We start from the raw sequence: 26,462 nt of genomic DNA on the forward strand, positions 1-26,462 counted from the left end.
AGTGTATTAGGGGTTAGAATATGAATTTTACGTTTCTCGGGATGGAACCAATATCCTTCAAATCTGATACGATTGATTTGGAAAGAAAAAAGAACCATGAAAAATGGTTCCTTTTCCTTGCCCTCACCTGCTTGGCGCTGGATACCAATATCAAACCGAAAGATCAATTGATTTCCCTAATGTAGGATGTGGGGCTTCTAGCATTTTTAGTAATTGATCATTATTCTGTTCAGCTGTATCCATTGCCTTTTTTGTTAAAGCTATGCCGACATTTTGCGATAAGCTTGCTTGCTTCATTCCTATTGATAATGCAGCAATATCCATTTTTTTCACCACCTCTTCTTGTTATCGGCTGCCAGACATAACTGTAAACAAATTTTTACCAATCTATTACTTAGAGCTTGGTAATACCTTAATTGCTTATAGCAAAAATCTCCTTTTGCGGTATGTTTCTCTATCTTTATTTCTATTTATCTCCAATCTTCTTGCCATTAATTAAACGGCCGAACCGTCCCTCTGAATCTGTTATATTGTCACAGGCTCTAATTTCATTATTGCGCCAAAATATTGGGAAGCGGTAGTAAAGGTGATAAACGCAATAAGCTCACTGATTTCCGCTTCTGAAAGATACTCTTTCAATATATTGAATTGGGCATCTGAAATGTCCCCTTTTTGCTTCAAAAAGACTTCTGCAAACCCTACTGCAATCGACGTTTTTTCATCGAACAAGTGAGATTCAGGTTTTCCCTTTGCCTTGCAATATTCACACCCATTGCTTTGTGCTAATGTTCTTCTTACTTGTTCTTTTAGATGGGATGATAGATTCAAATCTTTTTCTAACACATCTCCTAATTGATTCCATCCATTTAAGACATCTACATTATATCCTAAGAGTCTTTGAAAAGGTGTTTCACCGTTTTTTGATTCATTAATTCTTGCCATCCTTACTACCTCCTTGTAGAATTAATTTTACTGGAGATTATAAAAGGTTCCCATTAAAAATGATACATTTTTTATAGATACACTTTACAAACTTAACAAATATGGAGGTTTTTTATTAAAAATGAAAATAGATTCAATTGATAAGAAAATAATCGATGAATTAAACCAAAATAGTCGATTATCGATGAGTGAACTTGGAAGAAGAATTAATTTATCTTCTCCGTCTGTAACAGAACGCGTAAGGCAAATGGAGTCATTTGGAATAATCAAAAGGTATACTTTAGAAGTGGATTACAGTAAACTTGGACTTCCTATTCAATGTATTATTGAAGCAACCGTCAAAAATGGCGATTATAATTCTTTTAAAAGGTATATTGAGGAGCAGCCAAATGTAGAGTTTTGTTACAGAATTGCTGGAAATGCCTGCTATATGCTAAAAATGCAATTCGATACATTTGCCAAAGCAGAACAATTTATTGAAGATATAAACCCCTTTGCTCACACTGTAACACATTTTATTTTTTCAAAGGTGGATACAAATTTAAAGATTGATTCAGACTGATTTTATTTAGATTTTGTTTAATGAGATACCCCCTTAAAATGGATAAAAGTGTTTATTTTATATGGAGCGGTAAGAACGCACTTGTTATTGAGGAGATTTGTCCGTTATTCCCGCACGATTAGAAAAAGGAAGGTTTCTCCCATATGGTGACCTTCCTTCTTCTTATTAGTATTTTTAATCAATAGTTGAATTTCTTCCGTTGTATAAACGGCAAATTAAGGAAGCGCTTCCAACAAACATCGCTACTGCCATCTAGCTAGTGTCGTCCGCCCCCCAGAAAACACAGTACTTTTTATTCTGAATAACGCTGATTAAACAGCCGTAATGACAACTTGCTTTTCACTTACTGTCCTTTCCTTTATCGTATCAATTTGTTTATAATCTGCACTGTTTGTAATAATAACAGGAGTAATCAGATTGTATCCTTCTTCTCTAATTTTTTCCATATCAAATTCTAATAACAAGTCACCAGCACTCACTTTATCTCCTTGTTTTACATGTGCTGTGAAGTATTTACCCTCCAGCTTGACTGTATCCATTCCAATATGAATTAAGATTTCTGCCCCATTGTCAGATGTAATTCCGATGGCATGCTTTGTTTTGAAAAGAGTCGTAACAATACCGTTTACTGGAGATACAGTCCGCCCTGCTGAAGGGATAATGCCAACGGAGGACAGAGCCTGTTTTTTTCTCTTAATATATTTCATGGACGTTTTTTATAAAAAATTTGATCATTTTCTGTTTGTGTTGTTAAACAATCGCGCCATTAATGGAGTAAAATACTCACCTATAATTGGTCCATCATATAGAGTATTGTGTCTCTTATTTTTTCTGAGGATCCTTTTTCTAATAACGTCATATATGCCTCATAGCTGTCACTCGCATAGTAGCCTTCTGGGACTATATATCCTATGTAGTCGTTAGTGTTACCAGCTATGAATACTGGTACTCCGTTGTAGTTATTAGTTATTTCTGTTCCAGTTTCATTAAATATTTCTCCAGGTATTGATACAAATAAGATCTCACCCAGCTTTAATACTTGTATTTCGGTAGAAATGGTTAATGAATTTTCTAACGCTCCTGATTTCTTGATTAATGCAGAAACACCTTCAATCTCTGATTCTATCTTTCTTAAATAGGCACAGTTATTTCCAGCTGTTACTTTTTGGATTTTATGTCTTTGTTTAAGTTCGTGCAATTTATGCTGCAGTTGTGCAGAATCTTCTATGTTGCGAAGGGCCAAATCTACTTTCTCTATTTTAGAACTTATGGTATCAACCTTGATTTGTTTTTTGTGAATTAATAATTCCAGTACCGCTGCTGATAATACTGTTCCTACCCTTCTTACTTCATAAAAACTTGCCTCTTTTCTTGTAAAACGTGTACTAATATCACCTGACGGACCATTTATAAATAATGCAATTTCTACATTATTTTCATTTTCTAAATTAGAGCTAGTTACTCCAGGGAAATCAGCACTAATTAGGAGGTTGTCTCTATTCATTATCGTTGGATGGCATGCAAAGTGATACACTATAATCTTTTTGTTCGTTCTGCAATATTCAAATTCTATTACTTTTAAAATTGAGGAATATTCTATTTCAGATGATATCCTATTAGCAGCAATGCCGCTGACTTCCCCCTCACAAATACTAACTTTACATTCTTCTAAATTTTCCAATGCTAGTTTAACAGCCTCAACAATTTTTTTATGTTGTTCATTTACAAGTATTCTATCGTATGGCATCCATAAATCAGGAAATGCTCTCCAGATGGGAGATGTTTCCTGAATAGTCCCCCCTGGACCAGAATGAGTATGCGTAGCGTGAAGGAAGATACATTCTTTTGAAACATTCGTTTGGTCTGAAATTTTTTTGCGAAGTTCGACTGTATAGTTTTGATCTATACAAATCAAATCTAAGCTAACTAGAATTATAAAAGTCTGTTGAGATCTGATTGCAACAATTCGTGCATAAATTGGATCATGAATTCCCTTAGATTGTCTTGTAGCCATATAACCTGCTAAAAGCTTACTTTCAGTAGGTGTGATATCAACTTTAGCTGATCCACAATAAATATTCATTTTATCACCTTATTCATTATAAAATACCAATCTATTTACCCAATACACAAAAAATAATCATTCCCATTAAAATTTTGATTGCACTAAAACCTTACTTAATTAATAGGAAACTAATAACTGTAATAGCTAAGGGATGTAAGCTAGGTAAAATCCAATCAAAGATTTCCTGGAACTTTATTTCTGCACCTCCCACTTTTAGTACATAAGGAGTGGCTAATTGTACAAGTTGCGGGATTAAACCACCAATGACTACAATCCCTAACATCGTTGCCATTGCAATATATCTTTGAACACATATAATTGTAAAAATTGAAAAGTACTGCATATAGACAGAATTATTACCATCTGAGCTCCTTGTAAGATATTAACTGGATACTAGCTTTTTGAATGGCAGTTATTGTAAAGGGATCAGTTAATATACCTAATTCCTTTATTCTTTGTATATTATAAGAACTGTGATTTAAAAGTTGTTGATCAACAAAACCAGGATGACACATCATTTCTAAAGGGGTCACACTTGCACGCTCAAAAATATCCAATAAAGTTTCATAAGAAGCATTATCATCATGGAATTTAGAACAAAACTCTAGAGTGTTTATCGCTGAATCATCCTTATTTAATTGACGTATTGGCAGCCGGTACTCTTCAGCCAAAACTTTTACAATCGAAGAAACTGGCTCTGTGCCGTGTAAATTATGATGAGTATCTATGTGAGTAGGATTCAATCCAAAAGTGTAAAATTCGTTAATTTGTGCCCTAAGTTCTTTTTCTATCTCAATTACATTTGCCTTGTTTAAAACTTCTTTCTTGCTATGGAAATATCCCTTTTGATTGACTAGTGATGGAACATTTTGATGAATAGGTTTACCTGCCGTTAGGTTGAGGTGAACTCCAACACCCAAAGAAGGATATTTTTTGGCTAGGCTTGAGGCATGTTTCGCTGCCGGCATGTTCACCATTAGCGTTGTTGATGTAACAATTCCACTTACATGTGCATCAATAATTCCGTAATTTACTCCTTTTGAAAGACCAAAGTCATCAGCATTTACTATTAAATATGGCATGATGAGTTTCTCTCCGCTCTAGAAGGGAAATTTTTGGCTAAATGCCACGCTCCCCATAAACCGCTCTGTCCGCTAAGTGCAGCCAATTTAAGATCCAGATGACCCCTGTGAATTTTGAACAAGCGTTGATTCATTTCATTTTCTATTAATGGAATTAATAGTTTTGACTGATTATTCATAATTCCGCCTCCTAAAATTATCGCGTCAGGGTTGAAAATTTGTATTATATTTGCCAAACCAATCCCTAAATATCGGCAAGTTTGTTGGATGATAGAAAAACAGGCTTGATCTCCCAACCTAACTGCCTCAAAAACCATTTCAGCAGTAACCGAATTCTTACCGGCAAGTTCTAATAATACTTCAGATTGCTCTTGAATCAATAATTGCTCCCCTTTTTTTGCAATAGATGTTCCAGAAGCCAAAGCTTCTAGGCAACCGAAATTCCCACAGGAGCATGGTGGTCCGTCTGGTGATACCGTCATATGGCCGATTTCGCCCGCAAGATCTTGTTTTCCATAATATAGTTTTTCATCTATAATGATTGCACCTCCAATACCTGTACTGACTGTCAAATATATTTGATTCTTATAGCCTTTTCCTGCTCGATAAATCGCTTCTGCAATACCAGCAGCGTTAGCGTCATCATCTATGATTATTGAGCCTTTTTCTTAGTTCTTCCACAATCTTAAAATTGGACCACTTTAAATTTCCTGTGAAATGAATAACTCCATTTTCTCGATTTAACGGACCCGGGACACTTATACCGACCGAGTTTAACCTTCCATATTTATGGTCCGTTTCAGCTATTAATGAATCGAATTCTTTCATAAGAATATCTATCAGCATTTGTGGTGATTCTATAGTTTTAGACATCAACTGACGTGTGCCAATAATTTTTTCATTAGTGGCTATTCCAATTAGGGTTTTAGTTCCTCCAATATCCACTAATCCATACAAACCACTCATTTTATCACCTTTTCTACATCTTTTCTGAACCATCTGAACTAATAATTTTACTAACATCCTGTACAAGGTTTTGCGTTTTTCTTTTTTAGGACTAATCCTAAAATGAAACCAACTAAGATATAGACCAAAACTAGTATCAATACCAAATTATATGGCCAGTCCGGAAACGGAAAAATGGAGCCATAGATCGGCAATAACATAACGAGAGCACCAATTATTTAGTGTTTATACCAACCCTAAATTGGTACGAACCAATTTACATAAATTTTATATTTACCTGATATTTTTGTCAATTTAATTTTAAAAAAATACGAATCCCTTATTTTGGATTCGTATTCATAGTCTAGCTATAAATTTCAGTATTTATTTCATATCTGTCTCCCCTATATACTGAATGAGCAACCTCGAAAATTTCGTTATTTTGATCAAAGGTTATCTGTTTAAAATGAAAGACGGGTACAGAGTAGTTTATTTCAAGTAATTCTGATTCCTGAGGAGTAGGCATTCTTACCTCGATTTTTTGTTGAGCCTTTGTAATCTTTATACTGTATTCATCCTCTAAGATTCGATATAGCGATTCGTTCTCGAAGTTTCTACTTTCAAGATTATTAAACTTTTCAATCGGCAGCATTATTGTTTCAATTGCTAAAGGATACAAATCTGCCAATCTTAAACGCTTCAGCATAAGAATCTTTCCCTCAGATTTTAAATCAGCAATCATGTTTGCAGGAGGTTCTACAATTATTGTTTTCTCTAGAACCTTGGATCCGGGCAACAGCCCTCGCGCTCTCATGTCCTCACTAAAGCTCTTTAAACGCCTACCTTGTGGAATTTTAGATTCAGCTACATATGTCCCGCTGCCGTGTCGTCTTATGAGAATATATTCATTGACCAATTCTGAAATAGCTTGCCTCACCGTCATACGACTCATTTCGAATAATTCTGCAAGTTCTCTTTCAGGTGGTAACACATCACCCGGTTTCAACTCCCCTCTTTCAATTTTTTGTATAATTTCCTTTTTCAGTTGTTTATATAAAGGGGTTTTTTTATTGTTCATGTTTCACATTCCTTTTATTTAAGATTATTCTATTGACATTATATACATATTTTTATAATAATTAAAGAGAATTGGTATATATCAATTTATAAAGGAGGTATAAATTCGAATTATGGTGTAAATCTTTATGGATATGATTCATTAGATTTAAACAACTTAAAGGACGTACTGCATTACTTTTTAGGGTTTGATTAAATTGACTAAATAAACATACGGAGTGATTGATGTGAAAACAGCTATTATATTGGCTGCAGGTAAAGGAAAAAAAATGTGGCCATATAATGATTATTGGCCTAAGGCAGCATTACCAGTAGCTAACCAAGGAAATATCGTTCATCTCGTAAACCATCTTAAGAGCTTGTCTTTTGACCGGATTATTATTGTGACTAGTTATCTAGGACGCAGAATTAAATCTCTTGTTTGCGATTTTGAAGGAGTTGAAACTATTGAACTCTCGGTAACTGAGGGGACTGCAGATAGTTTAGAAAAAGTAGTGTCCCTCGTTAACGACGAACATTTGTTGATCATGTATGGAGATATCTTTATTACTCTAGAGAGATTAACTAGTTTTGTTGATGCCTATCAAAAAGAACTTAATACTGTAGATACACTCATTTTATCTAAACCTATAACAAATGAATTTGCACCTGATTGGTTTGGAATTTCCAAAGGGACCGGAAACAGTGTTCAGAATATTTATGGTCACCCTCGTCCTCATTATGTACAAGAGCGACTCATAGGCGTCTTTGCTCTAAGTACAAAAGCGTTGAAGAGAATGTTGCACCATAACCCAGGTTTCATGAAAAATGTACCGACAGGAGTTATGCCACAACACGAGATGGAATTTGAGCAAAGTCTACAATGGTTAGTAGAAGAAGGATATACGGTTTCATCCTATCCTATCACAGATGGAGTAATTGATATAGATAAGCCTTGGCACCTAATGCAAGCTAATCAGCTGGCGCTATCGGTTATGACAAATAAACTTCAACATAATGATATTCCTGAGACTTGTAATATCCATCCGACAGCTGATATTCAAGGATGTATAAAGCTTGGAGAACATGTGGAAATAGGAAAATATGTAACGATAAAAGGAAATGCGATTATTGGAGATCATACAAAAATTGAAAATGGTGTAACTATAGAAGGAAACGTAGTAATAGGTTCTCATTGTCGCATAGAAAACTTTTGTAGGATAGGTCCTGATAGCGTCATTGGGAGTAAAAATCGCATTGGACATTGTGCAGAATTTAGCGGTATTACCTTTGATAACGTCAGTTTTATACATTTTGGTGAAGTGTTCGGAATCATAGGTGAATCAACAGATATCGCTGCTGGAGTCACAGTAGGTATTACTCGTTTCGATGATCTGCCTCAAACTCAAAAGGTGAATGGTAGAAGAGAAATTCCTGAGAAATTTGGAAATGCTGTTTATTTTGGTGACTTTACTCGGACCGGTATTTTGAGTCTATATATGCCGGGAACTAAAGTAGGCAGTAATTGCGTTATCGGATCAGGTGTTGCAGTGGAGAAAGATATACCATCTAAGACGTTATTGTATGCCCAACAAACTCTAATTGAAAAAGGATGGGACACTCATCGTTATGGATGGTAAAGCTTAAAAGCTATCATAGTAATAAATTCAAAATAAAAACTTTTAATGGAGGAAGAACAATGGGATCATTATTTGCGGATTATAGTAAATTCTTTAACAATATTTTAATGGAAGTTCAAGAAACACAAGAAGAATCCATTATAGAAGGTGCTAACCTCATCTCACAAGCTGTTAAGTCGGGTGGAAGATTTTATGTATTCGGTTCTGGGCACTCTCATATGATTGCCGAAGAGATTTATAATCGTGCAGGTGGACTTGCCTTAGTCACAGCTATTTTACCTCCAGAGTTAATGTTGCATGAACGCCCAAATAAAAGCACCTATCTTGAAAGAATCGAAGGACTTGCGAAGTCGTACTTAAATTTACATGAAGTATCAGACAAAGATGTAATTATGATTGTATCAAACTCAGGAAGAAATACTGTACCCGTTGAAATGGCTATAGAGGCAAGGAAAAAGGGAGCAAAGGTCATTGCTATGACGAGCATTAAACATTCTCAAAGTGTAACTTCAAGACACCAGAGCGGAAAAAAACTTTATGAACTTGCTGATGTAGTACTCGATAATGGCGCTGTTATCGGTGATGCTGGTTTCCGGATCTCAAACTCTGACATTTATTCTGGAGCTACTTCAGATGCCGTTGGATGCTTCCTTGCTCAAGCTCTCATCGTTGAATCTCTAAAGCTTTTAATAGAAGCTGGTATTACCCCTCCAGTATTTAAGAGTTCAAATGTGGATGGGGCTGATCAATTTAATGATGAGATATTTTCAAATTATGTGAAATGGTAAGTAATCCATAATTTGTGTTTCCTTATTACGCTATTAAAAATAAACCAAGAAAAGGAAGAGAGTGCCAAAAGTCTGACTTTTGAGCACTCTCTCTTATTACTTTTCCCTCTCATTACAGCAAACCAAAAATCCCAAAGCTTGAAGTCTTTTGAATCCTTTCTGAAAAGATTGAAACCAGCTTCCGATATATCTTTATAGTCATTATTCTCAATCAGATTTAAAGCCTCTTCAATAATAAAAAGTACAACTTCTAAACTTTTCTGAACTTGTTTGTAGTTCCCCACTTACAGGTATACCTAATCACCACATATTAAAGATATTTTTTCTGAATTACTGCATCTTTAATTACCTCTTTGGTTTCTACAATACCATCAGGCAATTCCCAACCTCTTCTGGGCTCCTTCTTTTACAAAACCAATTCTTTCTTCGAAAAACTGCCAAGAAAGCACAATAAGCCTTATTTCATTGAATGGCTCTTCGGAATATACTGAAGTTTTTTACAACAACAGCATAAATAAGAAATCAAATTACTGTAACAAAAACAACCAGTTTTGCTACGGGTGGTAGTGGCATACTTTTAGACTATCTAACTCGTATAAAATAATTAAGAATGTGAGCGGGACAATCAATAACAAGATGAATAGTGGAACAAAAAAGCTTTTTACCACCGCTGGCATTACCTTTTACTAACCATTTTTTTACTTTTTCCGCAAAATAGGTTGCTAAGATAATCGGAATAACACTAGATGTATAAGTCATTAGAACAACGGGAATTCCTAAAAATTCGATTTGAATTGGTGATTCAAATAGTGTTCCTTGAAAAACTGTCATAATTGAATCAAGCGCTTTGATATCCACAAGAGTTAGGTGTACCAAAGCTGTAGCGATAGCCATCCCTAACATAGGTGTTCCGCCAAATTTTTTCATTGCCGTATAACCTAAGAAGATTGGCAAAAATACGAAGAAACCATCGCCTATCGCATTTTAATAAGGCATAGATTCCATAGGTAGACTCCATTGTGCCTGTCTGAGCATTTACTAGTACATTACTGATCCAGCCAAATGCCACGAATAATGCATTAAAACCTTTGATAATACCTGTGGCAGCTAGCAAACCTAAAACTGGGGAGAAAATATTTGAAATAATATCAATAAAGCGATTGAGAAGTTGTCGTTTGTGAATAACGATCAGATAGTTTCTTTTTATGTGACTGAAACACTTCTTCTAGTGGAATATTGTACTTGTTGGCAATTACTATTAAATTACCTAGCACATCACCTAGTTCTTCCGTTAACTCCTGTTTATTTTCCTCATATGAGCCTACTACTTCATCTGGCCTGTCTCTACCAATTTCAAGAGCTCTTATAGCGCGTGCTACCTCACCTGTTTCTTCTGCTAAAAAGCCAATTCTAATAAATATGTCTAGATCAGACCAGCCTCTGCCTTCATAATAATCCTTTACCCATTGCTGAAATTCCGTTACATTCATACTCATCTAACCTCCAATTCAATTATAAGTTTATCAAAAATAATGAAAATTTTTTATGGTTTTAATAGGATATTTTCTAGGAGAATTCATTATTTTAAAAGGAATTACAATAATAAATAAGATTCCTTTTTATTAAAAATTTATAATTTCGCTTATCCATTTTTGAACCATTTTTTCTCTATCTTCGTAGTTGGGTATTTTATCAAGCGATATTTTAAACGACTGAAAATTTTCAGGTAAATGATAAACCTTTCTTCTTAATTTCTCATTATCAGGTGATTCATAATCTATTAGTATAATTTCTTTATTGTCAATTGTAACGAACGATCGTGCAGTATATTCTATATTATTAATATGTATATAGTAATGTCCTCTGTGATTCGGCCTGCAATATAGATGACATCCATTAAACTTTGTAAATTCTTCTTTAAATCTTTCAAACTGCTTATCTATTATATAAAACTCTTCTAGATAATATAGGTTTTCTATATGTTTCTCTTTATTAATGTCAAAAGTATCTATGATTAATTTTACATCTGGATTCTTAGGAATATTTTTGTTGATTTTATCATATCCAAGGTTCCTAAATGGCATTAACATTTCTTTGACTAAAGTATCTATTCTTTCATGTTCTAAGTCAGAACCATAGTTCAATAAAAAAATGGTTTTCAACTATTTAAGCCCCCATTTTATTTGTATTCGTTACATAACTTTAATGTTTGCTTGCTTACATATATTACTGACTGATTGCATTTACTTTAGCTATATATACTGCAAAAGTACTATTTTATTTAAAGGTATAATTTCATTCTGAATGGTATTGAGTGTAAAACCAAGTGTATATTCTTTCACAAGTAGTCAGCTGTATTTCAAAAAGCATTTAGAATAAAATGGGAATCAATAGAACAAAAGGAAAGCAGAAGCCCCCCTGCTTTCTTACTCATTCACTCAAAATATTGTAAACAGGGGAATTTGGTTTCAAGTCAAAGTCATGCTTTAAGGGATTCTTATATTTTGGATCAATATACATGGATTGCTTATCACTGTTGGAGGCTTCTTTAAAATCTATAAAATCTGTATATTCTTCTCCTTTCCAGATCCATCTTCCCTGTTTGTTCTCTTCTTTATGATAAATATTTTTCACTAGTCGATTATCTACATTTTTTTGAAATTCATTAACGATAAATAACTGTGAAGAACTAGTTGTCATGATATTTTGTTGGATGGTATTCTTTTTGGTATCATATTGCAGAAGCAGCTGTCCCCCCTCTAACCCCTTTGTATCATTTTGATAGAGAATATTTTTTGCAATAATAGTGTTGGTAGTACCGCCACGCTCTTCGTCATATCCCCCAATAGATATACCGGTATAAACATTTTCATAAACTATGTTGTGGGTAATCTCAATATTATCTGCATACTTCTTTCGATGCTCAGATGTTGCCTCAATCCCAAGGTCATTAAGATAAACCGTATTAGCTTTCACTTTTATATTTTTGCCGCCATCTACATATATCCCCGCTGCACTATAATCATCTCCATAAGCGGGATTACCAAATGAAGAATTATTATATACTATATTATTTCTGATTATTCCATTACGGGTGAAATCATCCTTTTTTCCCGTTCCTTCGTATCCAATTAGATCAATGCCAATATTATCATTATTACGAACTGTATTCCCTTCAATGATAAATCCGTCTATATTACCATTTAAGACAAGTGCTTCACTTGCTCCAAGCTTTAAATCTTGGACCACATTATTGCGAATGACAATATTCTTCATTCCCTCTGTTCCATAAACTGCTATTCCATGTGCATTCCCATCCTCGTTCAGGGTGCTGATTTTTCTTACTACATTGTTCTCTATCACAATATGGCTGCTTGACCCTGCTATATATATTCCCATTACTGTTTCATCAGCAAGACTAGTAGATAAGTCTTCCATTATTAATCCTTTAATAGAAACATAATTTTTATTCTGAATGGTTATGAGAGATGTCTCCTCTTCTTTTTCTGCCTTCTCCACACCGCTAATTATTACTTCCTCTTGATCATAGGCTTGAAAGACAATCGGAAGTTCTTTTTTGCCGCTATGTTTAACCGTGAGCGGTTCTTTGTAAATCCCCTCACGTATATAAACAGTTGTTCCTGCTACCGCTTTATCTGTCGCCTTTTTTAATGTTTGAAAGGGATGTTCCTTACTTCCATCATTTCGATCATTTCCTGTTGGTGAAACATAAAGAGATTGGATTCCAGTTTCTTGCTCCTGGTTTATTTTGGGTTCTGTCTCTCTATCCTCTGTTTTTCCTCTCCAATCGATAAACCCATAAATTATGACAACAAGTATTACAATCGCAATTAAGATTACTACTTCTTTTTTCAAATTTATTATCCCCTCATCTAATTTATTCTTAATTAATGGTACTCTAGCAGTTATTATACTGCAAGACTTGCCTACCGAAGCACATTCTACTTTTAGAAAATCACAGCAAAAAAACCCCCATCTATTTGAAAATAGATAGGGATTTATTTTACAAAGAACTATTAGTACAATTTTTGTATTGCCTGCGCCTACTTAAAACTATCTAGAAATTTACTCGCCTCACTGTTAAATTTCCACGTTACTCCATACTTATCCACTACCATTCCGAAACTTGCTGACCATGGTGTAGAAGCTAACGGCATGATTACAGTACCATCTTCTGCAAGCTTTTCAAATATTTGCTGATTCCTATTTTGATCTGCATCAATAATACTGATTAAGACGGTATTCCCTTTTACGATTTCGCCCGTCATAACTTGCATAAAAGGCAGGACGTCAGAAATCATTAGAATATTCCCTGAAAACTCAATACGAGATTCCATAATCATGTTTTGCTCTTCTTCCGTTAATGGAGCATTAGGATCTTGACCAAAAGCGCCAAATCTCACCTTTTTTACATTTGTTGCATGTAATGCCTTTTCATAGAAGTCTATCGCTTCTTCTGCTTTTCCATCGAATTGTAAATAACCTATTGCTTTCATATTTAATTCCTCCTTTTTATATTTAAAGTATAATAGGACATAAGCGACAACTATATGTCGTATATAGGAGGAGAAAATGAAAAAAATTGAGCGACTTATTTCAATAGTAATGATCTTATTACAAAAAGAAGTTGTTTCCGCATCAGAATTTAGTCGACTTTTTCATGTAACGAAACGAACGATTCAACGTGATATGGAAGCATTAAGCTATGCAAACATCCCTATTTATGCGAAATATGGTGCTGAAGGTGGATATGCACTAATGGATGAGTATAAATTCGATAAACGATTACTAAATCAGAATGATATTGAAAATATACTCGTAGCTTTAGGTGGCTTTGAGCAGCTGATTACAAATCAAGAAATTCAAACGACTATTCTAAAAATCAAAGGAATGACCAGTGCAAATATATCTCCAAAATTGGATGTAACTTTTTATGATTGGAAAGGAAGAAGTCAAATAGATGAAGATGTTTTATTAATAAAACAAGCAATGGAAAATAACTGGTTAGTAAAATTTGAGTATGTAGACTCAATAGGAAATATAACTTCCAGAGTTGTAGAACCTTATAAGATGCATTTGCGAGAAATGCATTGGTACCTTTTTGGTTATAGTTTAGAACGGGAAGATTATCGAACCTTTAAATTGACGAGGATGACTAATATCAACAAAGGCGGTTTTTTTATACCGAGAACTGATAAGGTATTGGAAGCAGAAAAGCAACATAATGAACAACAAGATTTAGTTAATGTACAGCTATTGATAGACGTTGCAGTCAGAGATCAATTTATCGAGAGATATGGCAAGAACGCTGTTAACAAGAGGAACTCAGAAAGTTATCTTGCCACTATTGAATTGCCTATGAATCCATTTGCCTACCAGTTTTTAGCGGGATTCGGTAATAAGGTGAAAATTATAAAGCCTAAAGCTTTTATTGCTGAATACTTAAATTTTTTGGAGGATACAGTGAAGCTTTATAAGTAAAGTTGATGTTAACCATCATTTTCAGTTCCTTAATAATTGCTTAAAAAAACTGGATCAATACTTTTATTATTATTGATGATTAAGTTTAACAGAAAAAAACTCCAATAAGTCATAAAATCCTTTAGAAAAAGGGAATCCAGAGCCTTCCCTCTGATTCCCTTCTCCCCCCTCACAACCGTTGCAATCGAAGTTCCTGGATAAACGCATCGTAATCAATTTCTAATGTTTCACAATTGGTTTTTACTTCTTCAAAAAAGTCGAATTCTCCATCTGCTGGGCGGTCACGGTTTTCGTAGTAAAAGTTGATTAGGTGGTATAGTTTTATAAAAGAATCTAGCTTCTCTTTTTTATTCATTTATCCCGCTCTCCTCCTGTTTTTTTTATCTACAAAACTTTAATAGAAGCAATCACAAATCACCTATGCTCCTAAGCTGGAAAGAAGAACCGTCCCTCTCATTCCCTCCTGGCACCACGATTCTTCCAATTGGTTGACTGATAATTTGGCCGTTTTCCATTACTTTTGTTCCGCGGACAATGGTGGCGACTGGCATTCCTGTAATAGGAGTTTGGTCGTATGCTGTTACCTTGCTTTTACTGTGGAGCTCTTCTCTTTTAATAGTATGTTTTTTCTTCATATCTACTATTGTAATATCTGCATCGGTTCCTACTTGTAATGATCCTTTTTGCGGATAGATTCCATATTGCCTTGCTGGGTTTTCGGAAAGGAGTTTACAGGCATCGACTAAAGAGATTTTCTCTTCACTTACTGCGTTTAATAGTAGTGGTGCTAATGTTTCAACACCGCACATTCCAGCAGGAATATCCCATAAGCTGCCATCCTTTTCTTCCTCGGTATGAGGAGCATGGTCGGAGCAGACAACCGTTACGGTACCATCTTGAATTCCTCTCCACAGCTCTTCCTGATCCTTTTTATATTTAATAGGCGGATATACCTTCATCTGCGGGCCAACTCTTTCATAATCCTCATTGGATAAAAAGAGATAATGCGGACATGTTTCTGATGTAATATTTGTATAGCCATCTGCTTGTGCTTGTCTTATTAACTTTACCCCTTCTCCTGTACTTACATGAAGAATATGCAGTCTAGTGCCAAGATTTTTCGCCAATGCAATCCCAGATTGAATGGTCATTTCCTCTGCTAAGTTCGGGCGTCCTTGCAGAAGTGCCTCATAATCTCTTTTCCCGGAAGCTTCTACTTCCTCTGTCAGCCGTTGAATTATTTGATTATTTTCCGCATGAATAGCAAGAATTTGTCCCGTTTTTTGAACTTCTCGGAAAATACTATAGACCTCTCCATCTGAAAGCGGCGGAATGACGCCTTCGTCTCCATCCTTATAGTTATACATCAACTGATAAGTCTCTTTATTAATGGCATAGCCCCAGAAAAACTTAAAGCCAATAACCCCAGCATGGTGCAGTGGAACGATATCCTCTCGGTTAGCATCCCCTAAGCAGATTCCCCATATGGCGAAATCCACATGTGCTTTGGCCGCAAGGTTTTTCTTTTGTTTCTCAAAATTTTCGACATTATTTATAGGAGGATTAGTGTTCGGCATTTCAAAAACAGTCGTAATCCCACCTGCCGCTGCAGCTTGGGTGCTATAATAAAAATCTTCTTTATACGTTGGACCTGGATCCCTTGAATGAATATGGGTATCCATAAAGCCAGGACAAACATATAATCCCTCTCCATCTGTTACCTCTGCCGCTTCTCCCGCTAATTCATCCTGAGAGATGGCCGCAATCTTTCCGTCTTTTATATAGAGATGCCCTTTTTTAAATCCATTTCCGGTATATAAATAGCCGTTTTTAATAACATGATCCCACAACATATTCTCCACTCCTTTTTTATATGAAAAAATTGATTTATCAACCAATGCGGCGAGGATATCAGCCATTCTTTGGGGTTTATCAGCCAAAACGGCATGGATATCAGCCATTCTTTCGTTTTTTCAGCCAAAATCGCTATCTTTTCAGCCAAACTTCTCTTTTATCAGCCAAAACCGCTGCCTTTTCAGCCAAACCTCCATCCATTCGACTACCGAACCACCACTCCACCAATAATCTCTTGTATATCCTTTATTCCATGCGCCTGCATATAGGCTTCTATTTCATCGCGGATCGTTATCATTGCTTCTGGATCGACGAAGGAAGCTGTGCCAATTTGTACAGCGGACGCACCCGCGAGCATTAATTCGATGGCATCCTCTCCATTCATGACGCCTCCGCATCCTATAATCGGAAGGGAGGTTGCCTGATACACTTGGTAAACCATTCGGACAACGAGGGGCAAAATAGCTGGGCCGGAATAGCCGCCCATTACATTGCTGATCTTCGGTTTTCTAGTATGAACATCAATAGACATAGCCAAAAATGTGTTGGAAACCGTTAAAATATCGGCGCCGGCTGCTTCACAAGCTTTGGCAATCTCCACAATACTTGTTACATTAGGAGATAACTTCGGAATGAGCGGCTTATTTGTCGACTTTCGTACCTGGCTTACTAATTCATGCGAAATAGATGGATCCATGCCAAACGCCATCCCATTATTTTTCAAATTGGGACAGGAAATATTTAATTCAATGGCATCCACCTCGTCCATAGCACCGAGCTCTGCGCTAACCTCCACAAATTCCTCGATGCTGTCGGCTGACACACTAGGGATAAGAGGAGTCGAAAAAGCTGCATAAAAGGGGATTGTCTTTTCTTTAAAATACGTTAATCCCTCACTTTGAATCCCAATCGAATTAATCATGCCACCAGCCTTTGTTTCACAAATACGAGGGGTGGGGTTGCCTGTTCGCCGATTCTTTGTAATGCTTTTGGGAATAATGGCCCCAATCTGATTGATATCAATATAATTAGTCATTTGTTCCGCAAATGTTCCAGACGCTGGCATAACCGGATTTCGCAAATGAAGATTGCCTAATGTTACTTCCAAGCCACTCATGCAAATACCACCTTTTCTAACGGAAAGACTGGACCTTCCATACAAATCCGTACTGGACGGATGCGTTCCTCTTCTTCAATCTGACAGACACATCCATAGCAAGAACCAATCCCGCATCCCATATTTTCTTCCAAGGCGATTTCAGCAAAAAGCTTGTGTTCATATGCTAATTCCTTCATTAATATAGATAGTCTTCTTGATCCACATGTATAGATGCCATCTATCTTTTTTTCGCTTATCCATGTTTCTGCTAAAAGTTTTACGTACTGAGGATCACTCGTTCCAGCTTCATCATTTACAAACACAGCTTCCACACCAGCTGCCTTTAACTCCGCTTCCACTAAATAATCTTCCTCTGTTCTAGCACTGACAATCGCAAAACACGAAATATTCTTACTTTTCATCTTGAAAGCAAGAGCGGAAAGGGTGGCAATTCCTACACCTCTAGCAACAACAAGAATATTTTCACTTCCTTCCGCTATGCTAAATCCCTTCCCTAATGGACCAAGTATATCCAGCTTCTCTTCCGACTTTCGCTCCGCTAAAGCCTTTGTCCCAACTCCTTTTACTAAATAAAGAAACTCCAATGTACTTTCTGCTTCATTGATGCGAAAAATACTAAGTGGTCTGCGTAACAAGGGCTTAGGTCCATCATTGCATTTGATATGAAAAAATTGACCCGCTTGAACTGGGAATAGCTGCTGATTGGGAACTTTTACTTTTAAATGAAAATACCGCTTGCTTACTTGCTTGTTAAATATTATTTCTGCCTTCACTGCCATCCTTTTTCTCTCCTTCCTTTCTTTAATTAATACACGGCTATTGCTTGCTGTAATACAGCTGCCTCTAATACATCAATTCCGATTAAAATATCGTCTAAATCGGTATGTTCATCTGGATGATGACTAATCCCGTTTAAAGACGGAATAAAGATTAAGCCAACTGGACCGAAGGAAGTCATATTCATGGCATCATGCCCAGCGCCACTTTGCATCCATTGATAAGGAAGCTTTTTTTCCAGACAAATTTTTTCTATTTGAAAAGTAAGCTCTTTTGATAACTGAACAGGCTCTTCCTTGCTAATCTCCTGTGAAGTTATCGTTAAACCTCGTCTTTCCTGAACATCCTCCATTTTTTTTAAAAGAGCAGTGAGTACTTTATTTCTAGAGGCAGTCGAAGTGGAGCGAATATCGACTTTCATTTCGACTGTACCTGGTACCACATTCATCGCCCCCATTGGAATGGAAAGCACCCCGATTGTTGCGACGGTACCGTTATGCTGTTCTTCTTTCGCTGCTTCTTCTAAAGCAAGCGCTAGTTCACTTGCCCCAAGCAATGCATCCTTGCGCATATTCATCGGTGTTGTACCAGAATGTGAAGCAGCGCCTTTTACTTCAATAATGAAGCGGACGGGTGCCGCAACCCCTGTTACTATCCCAATTTTCTTATTGGTATTCATCAGAATCGGACCTTGTTCAATATGTAATTCAAAGAAAGCTTGAAAACGTTCTGTCGCTCTGCTTGCCAAATCCAATTGATCAAATCGCAGAGCACAAAGTGAAAGAGCTTTTTCAAAGGTAATTCCATCCTTATCCTTCAGATGACGATACTTCTCCTTTTGCAGTGTTCCTGCCATTGCTTTGCTTCCAACCGTTGAGACCCCGAATCGAGACGATTCTTCACAGGCGAAAGAAATAATCTCAATCGGATGTTCCGTTTCCAGGTTTTGTTCATTGAGGCGTTTTATCACTTCTAAACCTGCTGTAACTCCTACTACGCCATCGTATTTACCACCTTGGTAAACGGTATCTAGATGGGACCCTATGACAACTGGTGGAAGATCTTTTTGCTTTCCTTCTCTTCTCGCAATAATATTGCCGCAATAATCCATTCTAATTTCTAGGCCCTCATTTTTACACAAACGCATAAAGGCATGACTGCATGCCTGTTCCTCATTTGTAAAGGCCACTCTTGTGATTCCTTTCGTTCCCGAATTATATTGATTCATATTATTCAACAGTTCTTCGTATCTTCTTTTTCGATCCATCTTTCTATCTCCTTGATTATGGGCCATGGAGCTCCGCCCTTCTCTTTATAAGCGAATAGAACTTAATAGATGCATAGATTTCATATGTTCACTTGCCTCTTTGGCCACTTCGTTTATTTGTTTCACTAATATTTCTTGCTGCATTTCGATATAGTCACTTTCGCCAACAATGCTGATACTGACATTCGTTTTTTTGTCATCATAAAATATTGGCGCGGAAATAGCAGATACGCCTATTTCCAATTCTTCAATGCAAAATGCGAGTTGGGAATGATAGATTTCTTTTAGTTCTTGTTTGATATCGAGAGGATTCGTTTTCGTATAGGGGGTGGTAGCTTCAAAGGGTGTCTCTTGCACCATCTTCTCAATCATTGCTTCCTCTTGATACGCCAAAATTACTTTTGCTGCTGCGGCACTATGAATCGGCATCCGTTGTCCCACATGAACAAAATATTTATTGCGCAGATCTGATGGCTGATGGGTGTAAACACAATAGACATCGCCTCCATGATAACGACAAATGAAGGTATACAGATTGGTTTCATTAGATAATTTTTCTCCATATCTGCCCAGTAATTTAATCGGATCCTGCAATCTTAAAAATTGACTGCCCCACAGCATCGTTTTCGGTCCTAGATAATACTGTTTAGTCGTTTTATCCTGCACAACAAGCTGATGTTCACACATACTTGTAAGCATTCGATGAATCGTACCCTTACTTAAATCTGTCTCTCTCGCAAGTTCACTGACACCCATTCCTATATTGGCATTAGAAGAGAGGCAGTCCATTACAACTGTAAAGCGATTTAACCATTCCAAGCCATGTCTCTCCTTTTAAAAAAGTTTCTCTAAGCGGAACATCGTTCCATTTTTTAAATAAGAGAAGGTGTCATAAAAACACCCTTCTCTCTTAAAATATAGATTGTAACCTTAATTCTTAAACAATCTCTTTATCCTTTGATTCAGGAATTAAAAAGATAAATGCTAGTGCAGATAAAATGTAAACACCGGACAATAAGCTAAGTGCATAGCTTAAAGAATGATTAAGAGAAATATAACCAATAATAAATGGCGCAAATCCCGCGATTGCTCTCCCTACATTAAAAATAATGTTTTCTGCAGTGGAACGGACTTCTGTATTATAATGCTCTGCTAGCAGGGCTCCATATCCACCCATCATCCCATTTACAAAGAATCCTAATACGCCGCCAAGAAGCAATAAAGCTGCTGTCGATGTTACTTGGAAATAGACCCAAACAATAATTGCCGCAGCAATCAGGAAAGTGATATAAGATGGTCTGCGTCCAATTTTGTCTGCCAAATAACCAAAGATTAAAATCCCTAATATCATCCCGACAATTGTTGTTACCGTCCATAAAGTTGTTTTATTAAAATTGTAGCCTAGTTCCGAAGCAAGCATCGTCGGCATCCACGTCATAATGCCATAAAAGCCAAAGTTTTGAACACTTGTGGCGATAATTAAGCCAATCGTTATCTTCGTTGTTTCCTTTGAAGCAAATAATTGTCCAATGGCAATTTTATTTTTATTTTCTTCTTTAAGTTTTGTCCAAATCTCTGGTTCCTTTAAATTTTTGCGGGACCAAAACGCAAAAACCGCTGGTACTACCCCTGCAAGGAATACACCATGCCATCCAAATTTCGGTGCAATAAACAATACGGTTAAAGTAGCAAGAACAATCCCTAACTGAAATCCAACCGCTACTACAGATGTAGCACGAGAGCGATACTTCTTCGGCCAAGTCTCACTGACAAGCGTCATCCCAATTCCAAATTCTCCACCAAGACCTAAACCAGCTAAAAAGCGAAAAATCGCAAATGTTTCTAAATTAGGAGCTAAAGCACATAAACCTGTAAAAACAGAAAATATTAAAATAGTCCAAGTAAACACCCGTACTCGCCCAAATTTATCCGCCATTACCCCAAATACAATTCCACCAATTACAGCTCCAAGCAATGTAATAGTAGAAAGGCTTCCCGCTTGCGCTTGATTAATGCCAAAAAAAGCAATTATGAGCGGCAGTGTATAAGCCAAAATCATCATATCTAACCCATCCATGGCATATCCAACCGTTGAAGACCATAGCGTTTTCCACTGATAACCCGTTATCTTCTTTTCCGGTACCTCTGAATTTTCATATGCTTTCATATTCACTGAATAACTCCTCCCCTTAACTTAAATATGACCGATTCTATCCTGTTATCTTTCTATCAAAACCTGCTCCCCTTCTCCTCTCCCCAAAATAACCCTTGTATGTCTTTCTACCAGCAGTGTTTCACTGAACGGAACGATGTTTCAAAATTAAGTAACATAAACGTATATTACTATTAACTTTTTTGAAAATCTATTATATTGTCAGAAAATATGACAATATTTTTTATTTTCAGATATTTATTTCTAGTTTGATCCATACAAAAATATCCTCATCTGGAATGGCGATGAGGGGAAGGATTTTTATACTTAACTATAATAAATTATTATGTATGGTGTAATAGTTTGGTTAGCTGCCTTGCCCAATCTACTAAAGACTGTCTATTAATTATTAATCTAAGGCTAATCCCTGAGTCTGTTCCCATGTTTGAATGAATCATTCCATTGTCAAAGTGAATATAAAATGTATAAAGATTTCCCTCCATTTTTTGATAGCTGAATGAAATGTCGGGTTCAATGGCTGTGATGTCTCCAGAAAGATGGAGGTTTTCCAATTGGGACACCACCGCTTCTATATCATGGTTAGACCAAGTTACCTCATGAGAAAATGTTCCAAAACTAAAGTCAAATGTAAATCTTAATTGTAATTGAATAAAGTCTTCTATATTACGTATATCGATTACTTCTATTTTAGTTGTGTCTTGCTATATTCAAATCCTTCATCTTTTAGGAAAAACATGATGATGAGTCCCCTCCCTTATCTGATTAATATTATCTTACCATTTTCATTTTGGTTAGAAGAAGCTGTTGTCATCTATTCTTAAAATAACTTAATGTTAGTGTTTTTTTGTTGTGGAATGGCAGAGTATTTTTCTCCTTAGTTATCAAGGCCCTATTTCTATATACCATTAACATAGCCTCTACCATCAATTTGTCCTTCTAAGATGGACAAAATTGATAGGATGTCTTTTTATGGTGCCTGTCACCAATAAAAAAAGGAAAGCAGAAAAACCCCCCTTCTGCTTCCTTTTTATTTATTTAAATCAACCAGGTTATAAAGATTGGTAATGTAATTAATGATAATATAGTGCTAATTACGAAAGAAGATGCTGTTTCTGTTGTTAGCGAATCGAATCTAGTTGAAATCATCGCTGCAACGGCTGATCCTGGGAATGCTACTAATAAAATAGCTTTTACTGTATCGGCATGGTTTAACCCTACTAGATGAGCAACCAATATCATAAATACTGGCAGCACTATCACTTTTAATAGTGAAATACCAAAAGCAACTCCTTGGAAATTGATCTTGCGAATACCTACGGTTACCCCTACCGCAAATAAAGCAACACCAGATGTTACGGAGCCAATTTGATCAAGCGCACTTTGTACTATTTCTGGTGAGTGGAAACCAAATAGTGTCAATACAACTGCTAGTAATGGAATACAAGCAAGTGGTTCACTTAATCCATGCAAAATAATACCTATTGTGCTTCCCTTCTCATCCTTTGCTTTCCCTTTATTACTTTCGCCGATATTCCCCACAATTGTTGCTAAAGGATCTAAAATAGCATTAACCACAATTCCTGTAATCGCAATAGGAATAGCAACTTCTTGTTGTCCGAATAAACTACCAAGCACAGAAATCCCCATAAAAGCAAATGCCGGCTGCGTAGAATTTAATGAGAACATCGAAGCTTTTGTAACATCATATTTAAAAATAAACTTCGCAATAAGTAGTAATATGACATAAAAACCAATAATACCTATAAACATATTTAAGAAAAACGGCCATTGATCGATTAATGTTTGCTTCGATGTAGTTGTAATTCCAATAAATAAATGCGCTGGTAGTGCAAATTTTGTTACTAATGTATTGAGACCTTTAGAAGAATCAGCATTAAAAATGTTTAGATAGCCACCTAAATATCCTAAAATAATGGTAAAAAAGATGGGGATTAATACTAAAAATATATGTCCAAGAGACATGGTAATTCACTTCACTTTCCCTTTGTTCGTTTCTAAGCTGTTTGAATCGTCTTACAGTGATTGCAAGACGATTCTATTTATTTAATTGTCTTGTTTTAATGTTATTGTTTTATATTCAGGGTTCCACATATAATCATTAAGCGCTTGTTCTATATCCTCTATTTCCGCTTGCGCAATTCCTTCTTCGATCGCAGCTTCAGCTACTGCTATAGCTACGGCTTTAGATACCTCTTGTAATTTGTCAATGGAAGGAAGGATAGATGCCCCAAGCGAGCTGCTATCAGATAATGATGCAACAGCATTTGCGGAGGCTGCAAACATTCCTTTTGAAATAATGGAAGCTTTTGCAATAATTGCTCCTAACCCTAGTCCTGGAAACACAAACGCGTTATTCGATTGACCAATTTCATATGTGACACCGTTATACTCCACGGCTTTAAATGGACTACCAGTAGCAATTAGTGCTTTCCCATCTGTCCATTTAATAATGTCTTCTGGTGTAGCTTCTGCTAATGGAGTTGGATTAGACATCGGCATGATAATCGGACGTTCAACATGTTTAGCCATCTCTTTTACCACTTCTTCAGAGAAAGCACCAGCTTGTCCAGATGTACCGATAAGAATAGTCGGCTTTACTTTTCTAATAACTTCTAGAAGCGGAATAATATTTTCCTCGTTTCTTTCCCAATCCTCTACTTCTTTTGCAGAACGAACATATGGCTGTTGGAAAGAAACAACATCTGGAGTTTCATCTGTTAATAATCCACGGAAGTCAATTGGCCAAAAGCGATTATACGCTTCTTCTCTCGAAACTCCCTCTAATACCATTGTTTCTACCATTTGATCTGCATTCCCAATGCCAGCAGCACCTGGTCCAAAGATAACAATTCGCTGATCAGAAAGAGACTCTTTCGTAACCTTTAAAGCAGACATGACGGCCGCCAAAGTAACAGCGCCTGTTCCTTGGATATCATCATTGAAAGTAAGAATTTTATCACTGTATTTTTCCATGATTGCACGAGCATTTACATTTCCAAGGTCTTCCCAATGAAGGAGAACATCTGGAAAAGTCTTCAAGGCATTTTCCACAAATCGCTCAATAAACTGATCATAGTTTTTGCCGCGAACACGACTAAATTTATTACCAAGATATAATGGATCTTGAATTAAAGCTTCATTGTTTGTTCCTACATCCAACACAATTGGAAGCACTCTACTAGGATCTATGCCAGCCGCTGCCGTATACACAGCTAGTTTACCGATCGCAATATTAATTCCTCCGACACCCTGATCTCCAATTCCAAGAATGCTTTCTGAATCAGTTACTACGATTAAATCAATTCCATCACTAGGAATATTTAAATTGTTAAAAGCTTCTTCCATGTTCTCCATATTATCGATAGATAAATATAATCCACCAGGAATATGGTATTCATGAGAGTACTTTTGAATCACTTCTCCAACAGTAGGAGTGTAAATAATGGGCAGCATTTCGTTCAGGTTATCCTGAAGTACTTTGTAAAATAGAACAACGTTTCGATTGTACAAATCATATAAAAGACCGTTTTTACGTAAATCACTTGTTTGGGCAGAAAATTGTTCGTAACTACGTTTTGCTTGTTCTTCTAATGTTAGAATTTGAGTTGGTAATAAACCATTTAAACCAAGCTCTTGACGCTCCTCTTTCGAAAAAGCTACGCCTTTATTAAGAAAAGGATTTAATAAGAGCTGTTTTCCTTTTAAATTTGTTTGAATAACATCTTGTTTACTAATTGTTCCTATTGCCATGTCTTGCTCCTTCTTTCTTTTTGTAAGTTAACAGAAATTCTCAAATTAAGAAATCTTTAATTCAAGATAATTTCCGACACTTCTTTTCCTTATGAGGTTCTCTCTAAGCCTCTTTCCTACCTCTAATTAAACTTTCCCCCTTCTCTCTATAGGTCATTCTTCCTCTTTTTTAATAATTTTTTCTACCCTAGTTATAATCCGTTACCAAATATACTCCTGCTAAAAATGCTTGTCAAGGAATTGATTTAGACAAAAGTTTATGAAAAATAAGGGGACTTTAGTAACAGCGTCGATGGTACCGTTTTATCATCATAGAAAAAAAACAACGAAATCACTTATCCTTAGTGGAAACAATTTAGCATCCTTGTTTTTGCTTTTACCTCCAGCTTACTCTTTACCCTTTATTAGGTTAACTAGGTAAAATTTAGCTAGTTCATTAATATGATTGTCCTTAGGAAGTATTATAAAAAAACAGCCTCCTGATGAAGATTGTTTTCTGCCTTCAACTTTTGTTGAGAAAATGATCTATTTCTACTTCACTTTCTCTTTTTGATATTCTATTTGACTGTACCACGGCTCGGTATCATTATTAACCTCAAACACACTGTCTGGAAATTTCTTTTTTGTCCAAAGAAGAAATTTCGTCAACGTCCATGAACGCCAGTCTAGACAGAGGGATCATAGTTGTATTACTTTTGCAATACATAAAGTGTTTATAAATATTATATCCATTGTTTCATTTTAATATGTTCAAGAACGATAAAATATCCTTAATTGAGCTCTGTCCAAGACATTGGAAAAAAGTTTAAATGTTACCTTTATCCATGGAAGCAGACATGAACTAATTTATACTATAGATTAAATGTTCACTTCGTGTTAATAAAGTACAAATGTTATATTTATTTGAGCTTAATGATA

General features: G+C 36.0%; 25 protein-coding genes and 2 pseudogenes. 4 read left to right on the top strand and 23 right to left on the bottom strand.

The features are described from left to right. Positions 1–150 precede the first annotated feature (150 nt). Positions 151–324 carry a YjfB family protein gene (locus tag MHH96_RS02885; protein WP_082138312.1) on the bottom strand — a complete coding sequence of 58 codons (174 nt, stop codon included), beginning with the start codon at positions 322–324 and terminating at the stop codon, positions 151–153. A 201-nt stretch (positions 325–525) separates the two neighbouring features. Next, positions 526–942, bottom strand: coding sequence for a carboxymuconolactone decarboxylase family protein (locus tag MHH96_RS02890; RefSeq protein WP_061799352.1), 417 nt, complete (start codon positions 940–942; stop codon positions 526–528). A gap of 121 nt (positions 943–1,063) precedes the next feature. Here MHH96_RS02890 and MHH96_RS02895 point away from each other — a divergent pair, with 121 nt between their 5' ends. Next, complete coding sequence (locus MHH96_RS02895) at positions 1,064–1,504, top strand: Lrp/AsnC family transcriptional regulator (RefSeq protein WP_047941989.1); 441 nt, start codon at positions 1,064–1,066, stop codon at positions 1,502–1,504. A 311-nt stretch (positions 1,505–1,815) separates the two neighbouring features. Here the strand turns inward: MHH96_RS02895 and MHH96_RS02900 are convergent, their stop codons facing one another. The 6 genes and pseudogenes from MHH96_RS02900 to MHH96_RS02925 form a co-directional block, all read right to left on the bottom strand. Then, positions 1,816–2,211, bottom strand: a complete 396-nt coding sequence (locus MHH96_RS02900) for a PTS sugar transporter subunit IIA (protein WP_445668992.1) — start codon at positions 2,209–2,211, stop codon at positions 1,816–1,818. Positions 2,212–2,291: 80 nt separating this feature from the next. Further along, positions 2,292–3,587 carry a neutral/alkaline non-lysosomal ceramidase N-terminal domain-containing protein gene (locus tag MHH96_RS02905; RefSeq protein WP_095259565.1) on the bottom strand — a complete coding sequence of 432 codons (1,296 nt, stop codon included), beginning with the start codon at positions 3,585–3,587 and terminating at the stop codon, positions 2,292–2,294. Between the two features lie 91 nt (positions 3,588–3,678). Next, a complete protein-coding gene (locus tag MHH96_RS02910) occupies positions 3,679–3,912 on the bottom strand; it encodes a PTS system mannose/fructose/sorbose family transporter subunit IID (protein ID WP_047941986.1) in 234 nt (77 codons plus the stop codon). 13 nt (positions 3,913–3,925) lie between these two features. Continuing rightward, positions 3,926–4,651 (bottom strand): chitin disaccharide deacetylase, encoded by a 726-nt coding sequence (chbG, locus tag MHH96_RS02915; protein WP_095259564.1) that lies wholly within the window; start codon positions 4,649–4,651, stop codon positions 3,926–3,928. Further along, a pseudogene (locus MHH96_RS02920) lies at positions 4,639–5,674 on the bottom strand (ROK family protein). The gene chbG and the pseudogene MHH96_RS02920 overlap by 13 nt, the downstream one beginning before the upstream one ends. Positions 5,675–5,960: 286 nt before the next feature. Further along, positions 5,961–6,674 (bottom strand): GntR family transcriptional regulator, encoded by a 714-nt coding sequence (locus MHH96_RS02925; protein WP_061799376.1) that lies wholly within the window; start codon positions 6,672–6,674, stop codon positions 5,961–5,963. A gap of 226 nt (positions 6,675–6,900) precedes the next feature. Between MHH96_RS02925 and MHH96_RS02930 the strand changes: the two genes are divergently transcribed. Together MHH96_RS02930 and MHH96_RS02935 are read left to right on the top strand one after the other, a co-directional pair. After that, positions 6,901–8,292 carry a sugar phosphate nucleotidyltransferase gene (locus tag MHH96_RS02930; RefSeq protein WP_047941983.1) on the top strand — a complete coding sequence of 464 codons (1,392 nt, stop codon included), beginning with the start codon at positions 6,901–6,903 and terminating at the stop codon, positions 8,290–8,292. Positions 8,293–8,351: 59 nt separating this feature from the next. After that, positions 8,352–9,080 (top strand): SIS domain-containing protein, encoded by a 729-nt coding sequence (locus MHH96_RS02935; RefSeq protein WP_341116603.1) that lies wholly within the window; start codon positions 8,352–8,354, stop codon positions 9,078–9,080. 599 nt (positions 9,081–9,679) lie between these two features. Here the strand turns inward: MHH96_RS02935 and MHH96_RS02940 are convergent. The 5 genes and pseudogenes from MHH96_RS02940 to MHH96_RS02960 form a co-directional block, all read right to left on the bottom strand. Next, positions 9,680–10,248, bottom strand: a pseudogene (locus MHH96_RS02940) (PTS transporter subunit EIIC); the annotation flags it as partial. Further along, positions 10,229–10,570, bottom strand: a complete 342-nt coding sequence (locus tag MHH96_RS02945) for a MazG nucleotide pyrophosphohydrolase domain-containing protein (RefSeq protein WP_047941978.1) — start codon at positions 10,568–10,570, stop codon at positions 10,229–10,231. The pseudogene MHH96_RS02940 and the gene MHH96_RS02945, both read right to left, overlap by 20 nt. A 132-nt stretch (positions 10,571–10,702) precedes the next feature. After that, on the bottom strand, positions 10,703–11,242 hold the full coding sequence (locus tag MHH96_RS02950) for a hypothetical protein (protein ID WP_061799383.1): 540 nt from the start codon (positions 11,240–11,242) through the stop codon (positions 10,703–10,705). A 268-nt stretch (positions 11,243–11,510) separates the two neighbouring features. Further along, positions 11,511–12,956 (bottom strand): right-handed parallel beta-helix repeat-containing protein, encoded by a 1,446-nt coding sequence (locus tag MHH96_RS02955; protein ID WP_061799385.1) that lies wholly within the window; start codon positions 12,954–12,956, stop codon positions 11,511–11,513. 188 nt (positions 12,957–13,144) lie between these two features. Next, positions 13,145–13,597: a VOC family protein gene (locus MHH96_RS02960; RefSeq protein ID WP_061799386.1), complete on the bottom strand. Its 453-nt coding sequence runs from the start codon at positions 13,595–13,597 to the stop codon at positions 13,145–13,147. A 76-nt stretch (positions 13,598–13,673) separates the two neighbouring features. Here MHH96_RS02960 and MHH96_RS02965 point away from each other — a divergent pair, with 76 nt between their 5' ends. Continuing rightward, positions 13,674–14,582, top strand: coding sequence for a helix-turn-helix transcriptional regulator (locus tag MHH96_RS02965; protein ID WP_061799387.1), 909 nt, complete (start codon positions 13,674–13,676; stop codon positions 14,580–14,582). Between the two features lie 169 nt (positions 14,583–14,751). Here the strand turns inward: MHH96_RS02965 and MHH96_RS02970 are convergent, their stop codons facing one another. The 10 genes from MHH96_RS02970 to MHH96_RS03015 all read right to left on the bottom strand — a co-directional run bounded on the left by MHH96_RS02970 (position 14,752) and on the right by MHH96_RS03015 (position 25,544). Beyond that, positions 14,752–14,937, bottom strand: coding sequence for a hypothetical protein (locus MHH96_RS02970; RefSeq protein WP_061799388.1), 186 nt, complete (start codon positions 14,935–14,937; stop codon positions 14,752–14,754). A 52-nt stretch (positions 14,938–14,989) separates the two neighbouring features. Beyond that, the gene (gene allB / locus MHH96_RS02975) at positions 14,990–16,435 is read right to left on the bottom strand and encodes an allantoinase AllB (RefSeq protein ID WP_061799390.1); all 1,446 of its coding nucleotides are present in this window, start codon (positions 16,433–16,435) and stop codon (positions 14,990–14,992) included. Between the two features lie 206 nt (positions 16,436–16,641). Then, entirely contained in the window at positions 16,642–17,553 is a 912-nt protein-coding gene (locus MHH96_RS02980; RefSeq protein WP_172865888.1) for a dihydroorotate dehydrogenase, read from the bottom strand. After that, entirely contained in the window at positions 17,550–18,335 is a 786-nt protein-coding gene (locus tag MHH96_RS02985) for a dihydroorotate dehydrogenase electron transfer subunit (RefSeq protein WP_341116608.1), read from the bottom strand. Before MHH96_RS02985 ends, MHH96_RS02980 begins: the two co-directional genes overlap by 4 nt. A 26-nt stretch (positions 18,336–18,361) precedes the next feature. Beyond that, positions 18,362–19,627, bottom strand: a complete 1,266-nt coding sequence (locus MHH96_RS02990) for a Zn-dependent hydrolase (RefSeq protein ID WP_341116609.1) — start codon at positions 19,625–19,627, stop codon at positions 18,362–18,364. An 18-nt stretch (positions 19,628–19,645) separates the two neighbouring features. Further along, a complete protein-coding gene (locus MHH96_RS02995; protein WP_061799402.1) occupies positions 19,646–20,419 on the bottom strand; it encodes an IclR family transcriptional regulator in 774 nt (257 codons plus the stop codon). Between the two features lie 118 nt (positions 20,420–20,537). After that, the gene (locus MHH96_RS03000) at positions 20,538–21,767 is read right to left on the bottom strand and encodes an MFS transporter (RefSeq protein WP_061799563.1); all 1,230 of its coding nucleotides are present in this window, start codon (positions 21,765–21,767) and stop codon (positions 20,538–20,540) included. Between the two features lie 329 nt (positions 21,768–22,096). Further along, positions 22,097–22,324, bottom strand: coding sequence for a hypothetical protein (locus tag MHH96_RS03005; RefSeq protein WP_336045001.1), 228 nt, complete (start codon positions 22,322–22,324; stop codon positions 22,097–22,099). A gap of 484 nt (positions 22,325–22,808) precedes the next feature. After that, entirely contained in the window at positions 22,809–23,756 is a 948-nt protein-coding gene (locus tag MHH96_RS03010; protein ID WP_095322457.1) for an AEC family transporter, read from the bottom strand. An 81-nt stretch (positions 23,757–23,837) separates the two neighbouring features. Then, on the bottom strand, positions 23,838–25,544 hold the full coding sequence (locus MHH96_RS03015) for an NAD-dependent malic enzyme (protein ID WP_341116611.1): 1,707 nt from the start codon (positions 25,542–25,544) through the stop codon (positions 23,838–23,840). Between the last annotated feature and the right edge of the window lie 918 nt (positions 25,545–26,462).

The sequence above is a fragment of the Niallia sp. FSL K6-0212 genome, assembly GCF_038007605.1.
In the GTDB taxonomy this organism is placed as follows: domain Bacteria; phylum Bacillota; class Bacilli; order Bacillales; family Cytobacillaceae; genus Niallia; species Niallia circulans.

Bases quoted from the DNA above. Each gene is read 5' to 3' on its own strand.
- MHH96_RS02965 (WP_061799387.1), top strand. From the start codon at position 13,674: ATGAAAAAAATTGAGCGACTTATTTCAATAGTAATGATCTTATTACAA.
- MHH96_RS02925 (WP_061799376.1), bottom strand. From the start codon at position 6,674: ATGAACAATAAAAAAACCCCTTTATATAAACAACTGAAAAAGGAAATT.
- MHH96_RS03015 (WP_341116611.1), bottom strand. From the start codon at position 25,544: ATGGCAATAGGAACAATTAGTAAACAAGATGTTATTCAAACAAATTTA.
- MHH96_RS02900 (WP_445668992.1), bottom strand. From the start codon at position 2,211: ATGAAATATATTAAGAGAAAAAAACAGGCTCTGTCCTCCGTTGGCATT.
- MHH96_RS02910 (WP_047941986.1), bottom strand. From the start codon at position 3,912: ATGCAGTACTTTTCAATTTTTACAATTATATGTGTTCAAAGATATATT.
- chbG (WP_095259564.1), bottom strand. From the start codon at position 4,651: ATGCCATATTTAATAGTAAATGCTGATGACTTTGGTCTTTCAAAAGGA.
- MHH96_RS02895 (WP_047941989.1), top strand. From the start codon at position 1,064: ATGAAAATAGATTCAATTGATAAGAAAATAATCGATGAATTAAACCAA.
- MHH96_RS02960 (WP_061799386.1), bottom strand. From the start codon at position 13,597: ATGAAAGCAATAGGTTATTTACAATTCGATGGAAAAGCAGAAGAAGCG.
- MHH96_RS03010 (WP_095322457.1), bottom strand. From the start codon at position 23,756: ATGTCTCTTGGACATATATTTTTAGTATTAATCCCCATCTTTTTTACC.
- MHH96_RS03000 (WP_061799563.1), bottom strand. From the start codon at position 21,767: ATGAAAGCATATGAAAATTCAGAGGTACCGGAAAAGAAGATAACGGGT.
- MHH96_RS02885 (WP_082138312.1), bottom strand. From the start codon at position 324: ATGGATATTGCTGCATTATCAATAGGAATGAAGCAAGCAAGCTTATCG.
- MHH96_RS02890 (WP_061799352.1), bottom strand. From the start codon at position 942: ATGGCAAGAATTAATGAATCAAAAAACGGTGAAACACCTTTTCAAAGA.
- MHH96_RS02980 (WP_172865888.1), bottom strand. From the start codon at position 17,553: ATGAGTGGCTTGGAAGTAACATTAGGCAATCTTCATTTGCGAAATCCG.
- MHH96_RS02970 (WP_061799388.1), bottom strand. From the start codon at position 14,937: ATGAATAAAAAAGAGAAGCTAGATTCTTTTATAAAACTATACCACCTA.
- MHH96_RS02935 (WP_341116603.1), top strand. From the start codon at position 8,352: ATGGGATCATTATTTGCGGATTATAGTAAATTCTTTAACAATATTTTA.
- MHH96_RS02905 (WP_095259565.1), bottom strand. From the start codon at position 3,587: ATGAATATTTATTGTGGATCAGCTAAAGTTGATATCACACCTACTGAA.
- MHH96_RS02990 (WP_341116609.1), bottom strand. From the start codon at position 19,627: ATGGCCCATAATCAAGGAGATAGAAAGATGGATCGAAAAAGAAGATAC.
- MHH96_RS02985 (WP_341116608.1), bottom strand. From the start codon at position 18,335: ATGGCAGTGAAGGCAGAAATAATATTTAACAAGCAAGTAAGCAAGCGG.
- allB (WP_061799390.1), bottom strand. From the start codon at position 16,435: ATGTTGTGGGATCATGTTATTAAAAACGGCTATTTATATACCGGAAAT.
- MHH96_RS02945 (WP_047941978.1), bottom strand. From the start codon at position 10,570: ATGAATGTAACGGAATTTCAGCAATGGGTAAAGGATTATTATGAAGGC.